General features: G+C 39.5%; 9 protein-coding genes and 2 pseudogenes. 8 read left to right on the top strand and 3 right to left on the bottom strand.

The features are described 5' to 3' along the window. The first annotated feature begins 315 nt into the window (after positions 1-315). The 3 genes and pseudogenes from MKX35_RS29155 to MKX35_RS29165 all read left to right on the top strand — a co-directional run. Positions 316-936: a TetR/AcrR family transcriptional regulator gene (locus tag MKX35_RS29155; protein ID WP_076298195.1), complete on the top strand. Its 621-nt coding sequence runs from the start codon at positions 316-318 to the stop codon at positions 934-936. A 60-nt stretch (positions 937-996) separates the two neighbouring features. Beyond that, positions 997-2,970: an alpha/beta fold hydrolase gene (locus MKX35_RS29160; protein WP_081382704.1), complete on the top strand. Its 1,974-nt coding sequence runs from the start codon at positions 997-999 to the stop codon at positions 2,968-2,970. A gap of 599 nt (positions 2,971-3,569) precedes the next feature. Beyond that, positions 3,570-3,907, top strand: a pseudogene (locus MKX35_RS29165) (sigma factor-like helix-turn-helix DNA-binding protein); the annotation flags it as partial. A 219-nt stretch (positions 3,908-4,126) separates the two neighbouring features. On the opposite strand, the gene MKX35_RS29170 reads toward MKX35_RS29165, so the two are convergent. Further along, on the bottom strand, positions 4,127-7,279 hold the full coding sequence (locus MKX35_RS29170; protein WP_081382703.1) for an amidase family protein: 3,153 nt from the start codon (positions 7,277-7,279) through the stop codon (positions 4,127-4,129). Positions 7,280-7,618: 339 nt separating this feature from the next. Here MKX35_RS29170 and MKX35_RS29175 point away from each other — a divergent pair, with 339 nt between their 5' ends. Further along, complete coding sequence (locus MKX35_RS29175) at positions 7,619-7,744, top strand: hypothetical protein (protein ID WP_256716199.1); 126 nt, start codon at positions 7,619-7,621, stop codon at positions 7,742-7,744. Positions 7,745-8,202: 458 nt separating this feature from the next. Then, a pseudogene (locus tag MKX35_RS29180) lies at positions 8,203-8,469 on the top strand (sigma factor); the annotation flags it as partial. Positions 8,470-8,507: 38 nt separating this feature from the next. Here MKX35_RS29180 and MKX35_RS29185 read toward each other — a convergent pair. Continuing rightward, a complete protein-coding gene (locus tag MKX35_RS29185; RefSeq protein ID WP_076298193.1) occupies positions 8,508-8,795 on the bottom strand; it encodes a transposase in 288 nt (95 codons plus the stop codon). Positions 8,796-8,962: 167 nt separating this feature from the next. Further along, positions 8,963-9,901 (bottom strand): AraC family transcriptional regulator, encoded by a 939-nt coding sequence (locus tag MKX35_RS29190; protein WP_076298192.1) that lies wholly within the window; start codon positions 9,899-9,901, stop codon positions 8,963-8,965. 219 nt (positions 9,902-10,120) lie between these two features. On the opposite strand from MKX35_RS29190, the gene MKX35_RS29195 reads away from it, so the two are divergent. From MKX35_RS29195 to MKX35_RS29205, 3 genes are all read left to right on the top strand, one after another. Further along, positions 10,121-11,059, top strand: coding sequence for an ROK family protein (locus MKX35_RS29195; RefSeq protein WP_076298191.1), 939 nt, complete (start codon positions 10,121-10,123; stop codon positions 11,057-11,059). Between the two features lie 4 nt (positions 11,060-11,063). Further along, positions 11,064-12,812 (top strand): class I mannose-6-phosphate isomerase, encoded by a 1,749-nt coding sequence (locus tag MKX35_RS29200; protein WP_076298190.1) that lies wholly within the window; start codon positions 11,064-11,066, stop codon positions 12,810-12,812. 333 nt (positions 12,813-13,145) lie between these two features. Next, the gene (locus tag MKX35_RS29205) at positions 13,146-15,179 is read left to right on the top strand and encodes a DUF5054 domain-containing protein (RefSeq protein ID WP_076298189.1); all 2,034 of its coding nucleotides are present in this window, start codon (positions 13,146-13,148) and stop codon (positions 15,177-15,179) included. The last annotated feature ends 319 nt before the right edge of the window (positions 15,180-15,498 follow it).

The following is a 15,498-nucleotide window of genomic DNA, read 5'->3' on the forward strand; positions in this document are numbered from 1 at the left end:
TAATTGTCGCTAGACTTATATCTACAAGAGTTGAAATGATGTAGTAATAATATGGATATAATGAAAATATATTTTTGAGTCACTAACACGCCCTAGTCGCTTTTGATTAAAGAGGATGAATCTGCCGATCAGATCCAATAACCTCGTGAATATCTCTGGAATGTGGATAACCCGAAGCGGTTTAGTAATTCCATGACGTATTTAACACAGCGTTAATACTATATGTGGACAAGTAGGAGGGGGTTGAGGTGAAAGAGGATCTTTTGATTAACAAAAAACTTGTTTTTATTTGATTAGTACTATATAGTTCTATCTATGACGAATAAAAAATTGAACAATGAATCTGCTAAATCTAAGAGTTCCAATCCGGTTAACCGGACCAAGGCAGTTGAAGTGGCTGCACAGTTATTTCTGCGTCAGGGGTACAGCTACGTTAGTATGGATGAGGTAGTACGGGTTAGCGGAGTATCCAAGTCGAATATTTATTACCATTTTAAAAACAAGGAGGAATTACTTCATGCTGTGGTGCAGTACTGGATCGCCCAGTATGAATCAGATCTTTACCTGCTGCTCAGTCAGCGTGAACGAGAGGTAACAGAACGCATCTATTCGTTTATGGCGTTACTGTCCGCAGGCATAGAGGGTCGGGATTATGAAGGAAGTTGTCCGTTTATTACACTGTATATGCAGACACCAGCCAGTGCACCGGAAGTAAAAGAAAGCATATCCCGTTTCTTTCGTGAGTTGCAGCCGATGATGGAGAAATTGTTCCAACAGGGGCTGGATGGCGGGGAGTTTCGTAAAGGAATCGAGCCGGGGCCAGCAGCAGCATTATTTATTGCGGCAATGGAAGGTTCCCTTGTGCTTGCGGAGACCGCGCGTGATACAGGAATTATTGAACAATCAGCACGTACTTTTTGTCAGATGCTTCGGTAAACGAAGCTCTTTTTTTGAATATTATTAGTACTTTATAGTACTATAAGGGGCGGATACACAGTGAATGTTCATACTACTCGTGAAACAAATACGGAGCACACTAGGGACATAAAGCAGGTTATTAACAAGAGGGAAATTGAACCAGCAATCATTTTCATGACAGGCAGTACAGGCTTTATCGGTAAGGAAACAGTAAAACAACTCGCGGCTGGGGACACAAAATTGTTGTTGCTTGTTCGTTCCGAACCAAGAGCCAGAGTTGTGCTGCAAGCTTACGGAGTGAAGAACTTCGACCGAATTACATTTATCCACGGCGATTTGTCCAAACCAGGTCTCGGCCTTGTATTGACTGATCGGCAGCTTGTTCTCGAAGCAGACGTCATCATTCATGCTGGCGGCACGATGGATGTTACTCTGGAGCGTAAAGAAGCAGAACAGATTTTTATGAACGGCGCGAAGGAAGTGGCGGAACTGGCTGGCGAGATCCATCGTACACGCGGACTGAGACACTTTATCCATGTTGTTGGATTTATGAGCCCGTATGGACAACGGGACGAAAAGGGGGAATACATTCAGGTCAACAAACTAGAAAATCATGAAAGTGCATATGAAGAAATGAAATTTCACGCTGATCTGTATATCCGTGAACATGCAGAGGCGAATCAGTATCCGTTGTCTGTTGTCAATCCAAGTACAGTCGTGGGACCGCGGCCCACGGGTGAAACCGAGCAAACGGGTGGTATCGGACTGCTCATTCAGGCGATTCAGAAACGATTCATGCCTGTTGTACCGGGAGGTTCATCGTATTGGTTGCCGCTTGTGGAGAATGATGTGGTTGCAAAGACCCTTGTCTTTTTATCCAAAGAAACAGCTCCAGTGGGAGGAACGTATCCACTTTTGGCGCGCAAAGAAGATAGTCCTAGCATGAAGGAATTACTGCATCTTCTGTCACAGCAAATGGATGTTCCAAAGCCCAAATGGGCTGTACCACTGACATGGGTTCAATGGGCGATGAAATCAGGCGGTACGCGGATCAGCGGTGTTCCAGCAGAATCGGTTTCTTTTATCACCAACAGAACATTTCCGGTGGAAGAGACGGAGGCTCTGTTCACACGTATGGGACAATCCTGGCCTGATATCAGGGAACAGCTTCCATTTGTGACAGCCGACTTGGATTATCGTCTCCGTCATGCATCATCTGGGACTTTGCCAGCCGGTTGTATTCGATCACGGATAGGAAATTTGGCTGCACTTGGTTGGGATGGTGAAGGAGAGTCGTGGATCATCGTACATGGTTTGCTTAGTTGTGCCGATGAGATGTTACCTTTGGGAGAACGGCTTCGGGAACTGACAGGAAACCCGGTATGGCTTGTCGATCTGGCCGGATTCGGTCGGTCACCTGTTCATCAGAAGAGTGAAGCGTTTGAAGGCCAGGTGCATGAACTACTCACCGCACTTCGCGAGTTGGAAGGCCCGATGAAGCTGATCGGTCACTCTGTTGGGGGCGCAATTGCGGCTACGGCGGCATTCAGGAGCGGACGCACAGATATTCAGCTTGGTTTATTGCAGCCCGTAGGTCATAACTCTAACCAGACAGCTCTGCGTATGGCTTCCCGTATGCCAAGAGATTTCGTGCGTACCCTTCTGGCCGGGCGATCCGAAGCTGGCTGGAATCGTATGCTTCAATCAAAACGTGACACGGATCACCGTGTAATTAGAAGATTTGCAGAAAAGGTGAGGTCCAGTATGCAATCTCCACGCATTGCGGGTGCGCATACCGATTTGTTACGCTGGATTCATACCGGGAAGGGCAAAGGAGTCCAAGACAAGTTATCGATGGGGACGTGGAGTAAAGCTGATCAGGCGAAGAGCACAGTAGTGGTCTGGGGCAAGGAAGATGAGGATTACCACTATCCTGAGGAAATCGATCCACAGGTTAAATGCGTAGATGTACCCTATGGTCATTATTTTCCGGTATTTCAGCCCCATGATACTGCTGCGATTCTTGTAGAGTGGTTCAATACCAAGAGATGAGACGAGTCCAGTTCTCTACGGTGCAGGAATCCCGCGAATACTGTCGAAAGGGTCAAGTTCGATTAGGATGTGTCTTAGAACTCCTAAAGGAGCAGATTTTGCCGAATTTAGTTCCAAGCCAGAAACTTTTTCGCAGGCGTACCGGGGTACGTCAAGAGAAAGTGACGCAGCAGGGGGACGAAAAGGCGGTGAAAGATGCCCTTAAGTGAGATTTAAGACACGACCTAATTGATTTGAGAAGTCACTTTCTAAGTAAAGAATTTTGGATATATGTTCTAAATGAACTTAATAATGTAGTTCGAACGGGATATGACTACAGAAGAATTGATACTGAGTTTTTCTCTGTAGTTAAGGGTCTTTTTCGTTGCAATATTACAGATGAGGTTAAAAGAATTTTAGGACAAGTAAATGCAGTGCTTCAACAGATAAATAGTATGGGAAAATAGTAGTAGAAATATTGTAATTGAAGAAGAAAATTCAAGATAGCTAAGTGAAAGGCCACATAGGAGCGTAAGAACTCCATGTGGCTATTTAATTGTTTGCTTGCCCAGAGACATGCATAATTCAGTCCATTTCTAGTTATTACATCGCATCGTGTCCACAACCTCAAAAAATTCGATAATACTGGGGAAGACATGGAGGATCTGATCTCCATCGGCACGATCGGCCTGATTAAAGCTATCGAAAGCTATCGCCCGAACAAAGGTACAAAGCTGGCCACTTTTGCTGCCCGTTGTATTGAAAACGAAATCTTGATATTCTGGATGACCGGGAAAAAGAAGTTGTCGTTGGGCGGTTTGGATTGGATACGGGTGGGGAAGAGCGGACGCAGCGGGAGATTGCCAAGGAGCTTGGAATCTCGCGGAGTTATGTGTCGCGGATTGAGAAGAGAGCGCTCATGAAGCTGTATCATGAGTTTTATAAGGCGAAGCGGTAAGACTGATGACAATTACACAGTAATAATCCATTAATAATAAAACTTGAAAAGCGACTTGTCTACGGATGAGTCGTTTTTTGTATGGATAGGGTTCGCCCTACTTATGATACGGTTCATCGCACTATCTGTAACGGCAAGTTATAAGGCCATCCCTTTCGGGATGGCCCTTCCTGTAAACGTGGTTACTCGAGTACTCTGTCATTTTTAATTGAATTTCTTTTAATTAATAGTTCCTAGTAATCTGGAAACAATTGCTGCAAACTCTGCTCTAGTAATATCTTTTTCAGGCTTAAATGTACTGTCTGCGTATCCTGTAATAATATTATTGGATGCGAGTGCATCAATGGAATCATAATACCATGCATTTCTTGTAACATCTTTGAATGATGTGTTTCCAGTACCTGTTAGCTTAAAAGCTCGAGTGATTAGTGCCGCTAATTCACCACGACTAATCTTCTCATCTGGACGGAATCTTCCGTCACTATATCCGTTCATCAAGCCTGATCCAGCAGCTGCACCAATAAACTTATTCGCCCAATGAGTTGGAGATACATCTATAAAGTTACTTTCTTGTCCTTCAAGTCCCATGTAAGTTGCAATTACTTTAATTGCTTCGGCACGAGTCAAACCTGAATTTGGACGGAATGTTCCATCGGAATAACCGGTCAATAATCCCTTAGCAATTAGTGCGTCAATGCTTGCTTTTGCCCAATGATTCATTGTATCTAGAAAACTAACAACTTTCGGCTTATCTGCTGGTGTTATTGTTTCTGCAGGTGCCGTTGTTTCTATAGGCGTTGTTACTGCTGGAGGTGTACCTCCTCCAGTATTTGGATTGGTTGGTCCATTATCTGTGTTTGGATTAGGATTAGTAGAGTTTGAAACATATTGAAGTGCTGGAGCAAATGTTGTAAGTAGTCTAGCTTGACTTTGTTGCTCAAGAGCGTAGCCCATGCCTAAAATTTTTGCATCGTCCCATGCTCTACCAACCAGTTGCATAGAAATAGAATATCCGCTGTCATTCGTTCCTACAGGAACAACTACCGTAGGGAGACCCACATTAGAGGTTAATACGCCCGTGTTACGGTCAGAACTTAATTGAGAAGCTGATGCGTCATTGTTATATACGTCACTAATAAAACCTGCATAAACAACAGCATCAACGCCATTCGCGTCCATCCAGTTTTTAATAACTTCCTTATAGTCGGTTCTATACTTAATGTAATCTTGTACAGCTTGTTCAGTCATACGAGTTGGAGTACTATATCCTCTTTGATTATAGATAAGCACCTTATCTGAAGCTAGTACACTTGCTCCATCAATATAAGGGAAGTCCTTATGAAGCTCAATATAACGTGCCCAACCTTCAGTAGATCCATTAATACCTGAAGGACGACTAGGGCCTGATGGTACAGCTGACATTTCAACCATTGTCGCCCCCGCTGCTTGAAGCTCTGAGAACTTATCCATCACTGCCCGTCCAGTATCATCATCAGCATATGCAGATACAAATGATGCAGGAATATATCCAATTTTCTTTCCTTTCAATGCATTAGCATCCAGAGATTCCTTCCAATCCACTGGACGTTTATGATCTGCATCAGCAGTGACTGTGAAAATATCTTGTGGGTCCGTACCCGTTGTAGTATTCAATATAATAGCTATGTCAGTTACTGTTTTAGCAATGGGACCTGCATAATCTTGTCCCCAAGTGAGTGGAAGTACTCCTGTAGTACTTGCCATACCGTCTGTACCCCGGAAGCTTTTTAAGCTAGCGCCTGTAGTTGGTGCATAGAGAGATACCCCTGTTTGCGATCCCATTGCTGCTGCTGCAAAATCAGCTGCAACAGATACTGCAGACCCGCCGCTTGAGCCAAAAGATGTTTTTGATGGATAGAGTGCATTCCATGTTTGCTGCCAGCCGCTCTCACTAAAGCTTCCGCTGTTAGCAAACTCAGAAGTATTTACTTTACCAATAATTACAGCTCCAGCTTCCCGCAGCTTTTTCACTTGGAATGCATCGGAATCAGGCTGCCAGCCTTCAAGAGCTTTACTGCCACCTGTAGTAGGCATATCCTTTGTGTCATAAATATCTTTTATCGCAATTGGAATACCTAATAAATCACCTTTTACACCTTGTGCACGGGCATCGTCAGCAGCTTTTGCTTGGTTAAGCGCAGTTTCAGATACATACAGGAATGCATGGAATCCCAATTGTCCCTCATCGTATACCTTAATTCTATCTAAATAGGCTTGAGTAATTTGTACAGAAGTAGTTTTACCATTAATCATATCCTTCTGCATTTCTGCAATTGATTTATTCTTAACATCATACGGCGATGAAGTTATTAATTCTTTGGCCGCAGGAGCATTTGGAATATCCAGATGATCTCCAGTATCAAGTCCCTCTATAGCAGATATATCCCAGTTGCTAATTGAACGAATTTGTGCGTTTGTTAATCCTGTTACATCCAGCAGACTATTAAGTCCATCTAGCATAGCAACCAGATTTTTCAACCCTTCTTCACCAGCTTCTCCAACTTGTACATAATTTACTAGGGACTTCGATTCGCCCGGCCCAATATTTAGTGAATTAATGAACCCATAGAAATTCGCTTCATTTCCATACTCAGCTAAGGGTACTGTGAATGGATCCTGTTGCTGATTCCCTAGACCTGTTAATCCATTATCAAACGGTTTTGGAGATCCCACTGCAACGCCTAGCGGCTTATTGTTTCTGGCACTGCTATCTACAACAATCCATGAATCATCTGTAGTTACCTTTAGATCGCCTGAGTAGGTTGCCTTAACTACTGAAGCATTTGTTGTTGTACCATATCCTAAAGAGCCACCGAATGATACATCAACTTTTATAGCGACATCATTTTTATTAGTGAATGTATCAAAGAATCTCGTTCGATTATGAATAGTATCCACATACACCTCACGTGTTACAGTTACATTTCCTAGATTTACAGATTGAGCCGAAGTAAACTTATTAACGCCATCGTATTTCAAGTCAAAACCACGCATCATTTGACCATTCATCAGTGGAGCTGAAGGCGAGGACACTTTAACAAAGATATTGCCGAAACCTTGTACTTGTGTAGCACCAACTGTACGTAAACTTCCTGTGTCTAAGCTAGGAGCAAAAACATCGTGAATCTCCCATACTGTGCCACTTTCTGAAGTAACTCTAGTTAAAGCATCAGCTGTTTGGAACGGAATTACACTCGTAGCAATAACAGATAACACAATTGAAGTAGCTATAAATTGCTTTTTACTCCAATTTTTTTTTGCTGGTGAATATTCAGATCGGGTGGAACCAGAATGATCTCTTTTAGTTTCACGTAGACGTTTGAACTTATTCATGTGCGTAATCTCCTTTTCCTTTATGTATTTTATTATTTAATGTTAGGAAATATAACACTTGTATTTGTTTCAGTCAATAAATATTATGAATTTAATATATTTTGAGTTTATAAAAAGGAGAAAAAGGCTTTTTTAATTATTGCGTGTAATGTATATGTAAACTATTTTATTAAATATATAACGTTGTATGATATGCTTTAGGGTTGTAGGATATTGAGTATCATCATCCGGCTGCATCATCAAAAACCTTGAATTTCACGAAATCAAAAAGAAGAGGAACAGCTAATAATTAACGGAGAATATTATGTTTTTCATTTCATGAAAGTGGAAGATTTCTATATGGGAGAATGGCATAAAGCAGAATCGCTGATGATTCCAGATGCACTAGCCCGCAAGATCAATAATGGGCATCCTGAAAAGAGTAAATTATCTGCTGGGAAAGAAGCCATAAGAATAGCCAGGTAGTATATCTGGAATAAGTGGAATTTCATTGTGGAAACCACTTTAGCGGGTGGTAACGTTATAAGGCAGATGAGGGATACAAAGGAATAAGGCTTTGAAATTATTGTGTTTTATGTGGGACTAGCAGATGTTCGGCTAAATATTGAATGTATTGCTCTACGTGTGAAAAACGGTGGCTATCATATTGAAACCGAGGATATTGTTAGACGCAATTTAACAAGTATGAATAATCTCACTTAGAGTTGATTGATCAATTAATTGTTATTGATAATAGTAAAGCTGATGGCGAGTTTATTCTTGAAGCAGTTAAAAGCGGGATAAAGTGTTATTTAAATGGGTTACCCGGATGTACACAAGAAATCAATCGGAAACTACAAATTAAATATAATATGCAAAAGTAAACCAATTCGAATCAGAATCGATCGTAATTGGTTTACTTTTTTTTGACATCACATCGTGTCCATAACCTCAAAAAATTCGATAATACTGGGGAAGATATGGAGGATCTGATCTCCATCGGCACCATCGGCCTGATTAAAGCTATCGAAAGTTATCGCCCGAACAAAGGGACAAAGCTAGCCACTTTTGCTGCCCGTTGTATCGAAAACGAGATTCTGATGCACCTGCGTTCGCTCAAGAAAACACGTAAAGATGTATTTCTGCACGATCCGATTGGAACGGACAAAGAGGGTAACGAAATCACGCTCATAGATATCCTTGGCTCCGAAATTATTTTTAGGTCTACCATAGTTTCGTGTAAGTAAACTCATTCCAAATGAAGCGAACGATTCAATATTTCTGAAGGTGACTCCCATGATCGTGCTTCCAAGTTGCCCCTACTGCGGGAAAAATGCGCTAAATCCATAACCACGGCAACCGGATTAAGCAGACCCATCGCAGGATGATTCTCATAATAAGCAAGTAATTCTTTCGATGTCCTGCCTAGAATGATGTCCAGCAAAGAGTCACCACGCAAATCATGCAACCCCGTATTGCAGGTATGACCTTCAAGGATAGCAAAATCATCAATACCTAACACCCCTCCAAGTTTCACTCGTTCCTCATGATAACATCGTTTTTTTTTGAGTGTCTACTTGAAAGGCACACTACCACTTGTCGATTTTTTTATAAGATTAATATATAAAACAAGTCGAATACGTATATCCCCAAAGTGCTTTGATTTGCTGGTTGAAAACAAAAAAACGCTATTCAGATTCTTGATCAGTTTATAGAAGCGCTCTGTAAATAAGTTTCAGTATATTCTGGTACTGATAGCGTTTGTTGGTTGAGCTTTCTCTTGAACTCCCCAGGTGGCATTCCCATTTCTGCTGAAAAAACAGTGGTAAAATAGTGAACTGTTTTAAAACCTGACATTTCTGAAATTTCTTTGAGGGTAAGGTCGGTATCTGAGAGGAGGATGCTGGCTTTTCTCATTCTCTCTCTTTTAATATAATTTGAAAACGATTGGCCTAATTCATCCTGGAAAATACGTGATAAGTGTCTTTCTGAAATGTGAATAAAATCCGCTACATCGCTCATTTTCAATGATTGAGATAGGTTGTCATGGATGTATAGCTTCGCTTGATATACTAAGGACGAATAAATACGAATTTCTTTATTCTTTTTGTATTTAATTTGTTGTTCATTAAATAAACCAACAATACTTGAATAGAAAGAAGAACATAAGCCTTGAAAGCAGTCGTTGAACAATAGGTAAAAATCACAGGCCATAACGAGGATCGAAGTCCATAGTTTTACAACGGGAGATTGGCTAGCATTATTAATAATGAATTTTTTCGTTTTTTCTAGATTAGTGAAAAGTTCTATTAATTTCTTTGTTGATTTTGTTTTTATAATTTCAAATCCAACAAAAATAATTTCCAATCCAGTTTCGCTTAAAATTTGGTGTTTAACGAAGGGGCGGGAAAGGAAAAGGGACCCATTCGTTATATGAAATGAATGTCCATCATCCATATACTCACCTTCACCGTTGACAATATAACACAGTTCAAAATAAGAATGTTGATGTGGCTTGTTATTGTAATGATCGGGTTGAGCACCCCAATAGTGAATTAGAATGGAAACATCACTTCCATTGACTTGAATAGATTCCTGATTAAGAGCAATTGAACCATCTATAAACAAATCAGTCCATTCCATGGCTGTCTTCCCCTTTCAAAATAATGATGAACCACATTAATGTTCCCGCTTTGATAGTAGCATATTTCTCCACGAGTGTATCACGAATGTCTCGATTTTATAAAAATATGACTGGTTTCTCAAAAGATTAAGGAGAGAACAAGATTTATACTAAAATTAAATATTGAATGATCCAATATAAAAAGGGTATTTTGCCAAAAAGGGATGTGAAGAGTTGTAATGAATAAATATTCGATCGCATTTGATGTCGGAGGATTGTTTATAAAATCAGCTGTTTTAAACGACGATGGGGAAATAGTTCCTAACTCGTATGCCATCTTCCCCTCGAAATCAAAAGAGACTAAAGAAGGTATCATTGAACATTTGGTGTTCATCATTAAGCAGCAAACAAATGGAATTTTGGATAAAGACTTCGAAATAACTGGAGTTGGCTATGCATTTCCAGGTCCATTTGATTATGAAAGCGGGATAAGTTACATCAAAGGTATCGATAAATTTGAAGAGATATACGAAGTGAACCTTCGTGATCTATTAATAAATCGTCTTAAACAAGAAAGTTCTTTTCATTCAAAGACAAGTAATGAGTTTCAGATTGTTTTTGATAATGATGCTAGCCTGTTTGCTTTAGGAGAACATGTATCCGGCAAGGCTGGAGGTTACAACAAATCCATTTTTTTAACGATTGGTACGGGGGCAGGATCGGCATTTATGGAAAATGGGAAATTGGTAAAAGACAGACAAGATGTACCGGAAAATGGATGGATCTATAATCAACCATTTAAGCAATCCATAGTCGATGACTATATTTCTAAAAGAGGTATCTTAAAACTGGCGAATGAATTAGGCCTTAGTACATCAGACAACGAAGTGGAAACATTAGCCGCTATGGGCAAAAATGAAGACCAGAGGGCAAAGATGGCATTCCGAATGTTTGGAGAATATATAGGAAAAGCTTTAAATCCATATATAAAAAGTTTTAAACCAGATGCGATCATTCTTGGCGGTCAAATTACAAAAAGTAAAGATTTGTTTATGAATGGGGTTTATGAAACGCTTGAGAACAAAACGGTAAACATTGAATGTTCTGAAGAAACCTCACTGAGTACATTTAAAGGTGTAGCAAATCTATTAAAGCAATCTATTAGAAGGAAGGAATAAAATAATGGCTAATTTTAATATGTACCCAGAGATACTAGTATCCAATTCAAATGATCATGCTTGGCAAGATTACGGAAACATTAAGAATGAGCTTAATCGGGCAATAAAAAAACTAGGAAAGCAAAAGACTATCGTTACCGTCGATTGTTATCCTGGCGTAAGAATGGAAGAACTAAAAACTAATCTTGTTTCAGTAATGGAACCTGCCTATACAATTTTTGCAGATGATTTATATTATTCTAGCGATAAAGTAACGGATATGATTAAATTTCATCTAACAACGGATAGAGTATTTGGGAAGATATCGCTTCATAATTTTGGGGATTTTTTAGATGATGAACGTTTGGAAGAGGCTAGAAGTGCTATTAGTAACATTGATAGCGGTTTAATCATTATTTATGGTTCTGGTGCTACTCTTGTATGTGATCCTGATATTCTCATATATGCTGATTTGGCAAGGTGGGAAATCCAAAAAAGATATAGTAATAATGAAATTTCAAATTGGAGAGCAGACAACCATAATGAGGATGCGGTTAGAAAGATTAAAAGAGGCTATTTCTTTGAATGGCCAGTTGCGGACAGACATAAAAGGAAGTTGTTTGAAAAAATAGATTATCTATTAGATACGAACTGCAGCAATGAACCAAAGCTGGTAGAGGGGGCAACCTACTTAGCTGGATTAAAGCAAACAGTCAGCCAGCCTTTTAGAGTGATTCCTTACTTTGCCCCTGGAGTATGGGGAGGGCAATGGATGAAAGAAAAGCTTGGTCTTGATCCGTCAGTTGAAAACTATGCTTGGAGCTTTAATGGTGTACCAGAAGAAAATAGTCTTTTTTTAAGATACGGGGACGTAAAAATTGAAGTCCCAGCTATTAATGCTGTTTTTAGACATCCAGTTGATCTTTTGGGTGAAAAGGTATATGGACGTTTTGGCGCGGAGTTCCCGATTCGATTTAACTTTTTAGATACTTTTGGGGGCGGAAATCTTAGTTTACAGGTTCATCCATTGGTTGATTATGCGCAACAAACGTTTGGGGTGCATTATACGCAAGATGAAAGCTATTACATCGTTGATGCAAAAGAAGATGCTATCGTTTATTTGGGTGTCAAGGATGATATAAATTCCAATGAAATGATTCAAGATTTAAAACAATCATATGATGAAGGCAGTAAATTTGACGACCAAAAGTATATTAATCAATTTCCAGCTAAAAAGCATGACCATTTTTTAATACCAGCAGGTACTATTCATTCGCAGGGTAAAGATTCCTTGGTATTAGAAATAAGTGCAACACCCAATTACTTCACGTTTAAATTATGGGACTGGGGACGGTTGGGGATGGATGGGATACCAAGACCTGTCCATCTTGAACACGGAATCAATTCTATTCAATGGGAAAGAGACGAGAAGTGGGTCAGTGAAAATATAATCAATTGTCTAGAACAAATGGGTGAAGGCGATGGATGGATCGAAGAAAAGACAGGCTTACACGACAGGCAGTTTATTGAAACTAGAAGACATTGGTTCTCAGGACCAGTCATCCATAACACTGATGGCGGTGTCAATGTTCTCAATCTAATAGAGGGGGAGGAAGCTATAGTCGAAAGCCCTACAAATGCCTTTGAGCCATTTATAGTTCATTATGCTGAAACATTTATCATTCCTGCAATGGTTGGCAGCTATTCGATACGCCCCCATGGTAATAGCGTAGGAAAAGAAATGGGGACAATCAAGGCCTATGTTAGAACATAGCTGAATTTTCGAATAAAGCTAAAGAAAACGCTGTTCGAATCATTAAAGAAAGAGCATTTCGAGAAGGAACATAAGCTTACCCTTGGTATTATTGCAGATTGCATACGTTTGGGTCGCATTTGATTTTAATCCACATATTTGATAGCTTATAACCCACGTCGAAGAGGACATCATTCAATGATGTCCTCAGGCTGTCGAGAAAGTCTCGACAGCCTGGGATTATTAAGAGGTTTTTTATGAGAGATCATGATTCAGAGTCCGAATTGGAATGGCCGAACCTTGTAGAAACAAAAGTGGAGTAAAAGCCTGAAATCAATTATTTCACGACGTATTATGACTAAGAAAGGCGTGATTATAGAAATGAAAAAAATCTATGTGGTAAACAAAACTCATTTTGACATTGGTTTTACCGATTTAGCAGAAAATGTCTTGCACAAGTATTGCCATGATTACATTCAAAACGCAATCACTTTAGCTGAAGACTTAAGAAAAGAGGGCAAAGACTTTGTTTGGACAACAGGTAGCTTTATTATTGAATATTACTTCAAAAACATGGATGAAGAAGCTTGTAAAAAGCTAGACGACGCCATAAAGAAAGGTTACATTCGCTGGCACGCAATCCCGTGTACGTTTGAATCTGAAACTATGACACCTCAAACTTTACATTACATGACTTCAATCTCAAAGAAGTTAGATGCTCGTTATGGATACAAAACAACAAGCGCAAAGATGACTGACGTCCCAGGACATACTATCGGGATTGTTGATGAGTTATATCGTCAAGGAATTAAATTCCTACACATTGGTGTAAATGGCTCGAGCTCAATTCCAGAAGTTCCAGATACATTCCTATGGAAGAATGGCGAAAGTGAGATAATTGTCTCTTATTCAGACGACTATGGTGGCGTAATCGGAATTGATTGCATAGATAATAAGCTGGCGTTTATGCATACTCATGATAATAGTGGTCCAGGAACAAAAGAGAAAATAAACGTCTTTTTATCAAAAATGGCGAATGAGTATCCAGACTATGAGCTTGAATTGACTTCAATGGATCAGTTTGCAAATGAAATTTGGGAAGTACGTGACCAACTGCCAGTTATTACAGAGGAGATTGGGGACACATGGATTCATGGAATGATGTCTGATCCGAAAATCATTCGTGATTATCGGATTTTAACTAATTACATGTTTGATAACAAAATAGAAAATGATGATGCTAATTTCTATGCGATGTTAGTTCCAGAGCATACTTGGGGAATGGATATCAAACGCTATTTCAGTGACTATATGAATTATGAAAAGAAAGACTTCCAACGAGCGCGTAGTTTAGACCAAATTACGGATCTTGATTTAACCTACGCTTATGGAATTGTTAAAGATGCAACTGTTGGCGAAATGCAATTCACTTATAATGAGTGGACTGATCGTTCGTACAAATTTTATGAGTCTTCATGGAAAGAACAACGCAAGAACGTTGATCGTGCAATAGCTTGTTTGGAGCCTAAAGATCAAAATAACATTAAAAAACTTATCGAAGTTCCATATCATATCTTTGAAAACCAAGGTATTGAATGTGGTTTGGAAGAATTGATTTCGGTAAACGGGTATCAAGTTATGTTTGCTAGCGATGGTTCAATTAACCACTTAGAAAAGGATGGAACACTTTACTTTGATCAGGACAACAAACTCGGGGTTCTGAACTATACAATTGCTGGGCAAAATGACTATGATAACCTACGTTACAACTATTTGCGTGAATTACAGCATAATTGGTGGGCAATTGACTTCTTAAAGCCAGGAATGGAAATTCAAAAACGAATTCAATTGAATGAAAATTTCACACCACATGTTGTGAAATTAGTTATGGAAAATGATTCTATTATTGCAACTTTAAAGTATAGCCAAAGAGCTGTGGAGGAGTATGGTGCTCCAAGAGTTGTAAAGGTTAAATATCAATTTGGAGATAAAGTTGAAATTGCACTATTATTAAAGGATAAAGATGCAATTCGTTATCCAGAAATTTATTCTTTTGACATTACACCACGTTTGAATTCGCCGTACTTAACTAAGATTCGTAAAATTGATACCGTTATTTCACCTTTTGAAGTGGTAGGTCACGGAAATAAGTTGCAACACATGATTGAAGAGTTAATTTACGATGGCAGCGATAAAAAAATCAATATTAAACCTATTGATGCCCCTCTTTTGGGAATCGGAACAAATAACAATCTAAGTTATAACAACAAATACCATCAAGACAACAATAAATTTACGTTTACACTATTGAACACAACATGGGGAACTAATTTCACGATGTGGTATGAAGAAGATATTTTTGCTCGTTTTGAGTTAGTGTTGGGATAACAATTTCCTGCGAACATAATGGGCATACGCCGATGCCTCTTCATCAAAAAAACAGTTTATTCTCTTATCTAGACTGTTTTTTAGGTGCATTTAGACCGTTTAAGCGATATTCCTTCAAGATGTGTTTGATAAAGTATTCTCAGGCTAGGTCATCATCACGCTAACGGGACACGATAGCTCAATAACGACACAAAGGCAATCGATCAGTGGATCGGCTGCCTTTGTTCAGCTAACGGGCAGGATAGTTTAAATAATACGACGAAATACTCTCAGCATAGGTGCTTCCACGAATACAATCAGGAAGAAAGAGCTGAGCTGT

Origin of the sequence: Paenibacillus sp. FSL R5-0923, from assembly GCF_038009145.1 — a bacterium.
GTDB lineage: Bacteria > Bacillota > Bacilli > Paenibacillales > Paenibacillaceae > Paenibacillus_AQ.

Coding starts and splice junctions, on each gene's coding strand:
- MKX35_RS29155 (WP_076298195.1), top strand. CDS start 316: ATGACGAATAAAAAATTGAACAATGAATCTGCTAAATCTAAGAGTTCC.
- MKX35_RS29170 (WP_081382703.1), bottom strand. CDS start 7,279: ATGAATAAGTTCAAACGTCTACGTGAAACTAAAAGAGATCATTCTGGT.
- MKX35_RS29175 (WP_256716199.1), top strand. CDS start 7,619: ATGGGAGAATGGCATAAAGCAGAATCGCTGATGATTCCAGATGCACTA.
- MKX35_RS29190 (WP_076298192.1), bottom strand. CDS start 9,901: ATGGAATGGACTGATTTGTTTATAGATGGTTCAATTGCTCTTAATCAG.
- MKX35_RS29195 (WP_076298191.1), top strand. CDS start 10,121: ATGAATAAATATTCGATCGCATTTGATGTCGGAGGATTGTTTATAAAA.
- MKX35_RS29200 (WP_076298190.1), top strand. CDS start 11,064: ATGGCTAATTTTAATATGTACCCAGAGATACTAGTATCCAATTCAAAT.
- MKX35_RS29205 (WP_076298189.1), top strand. CDS start 13,146: ATGACTAAGAAAGGCGTGATTATAGAAATGAAAAAAATCTATGTGGTA.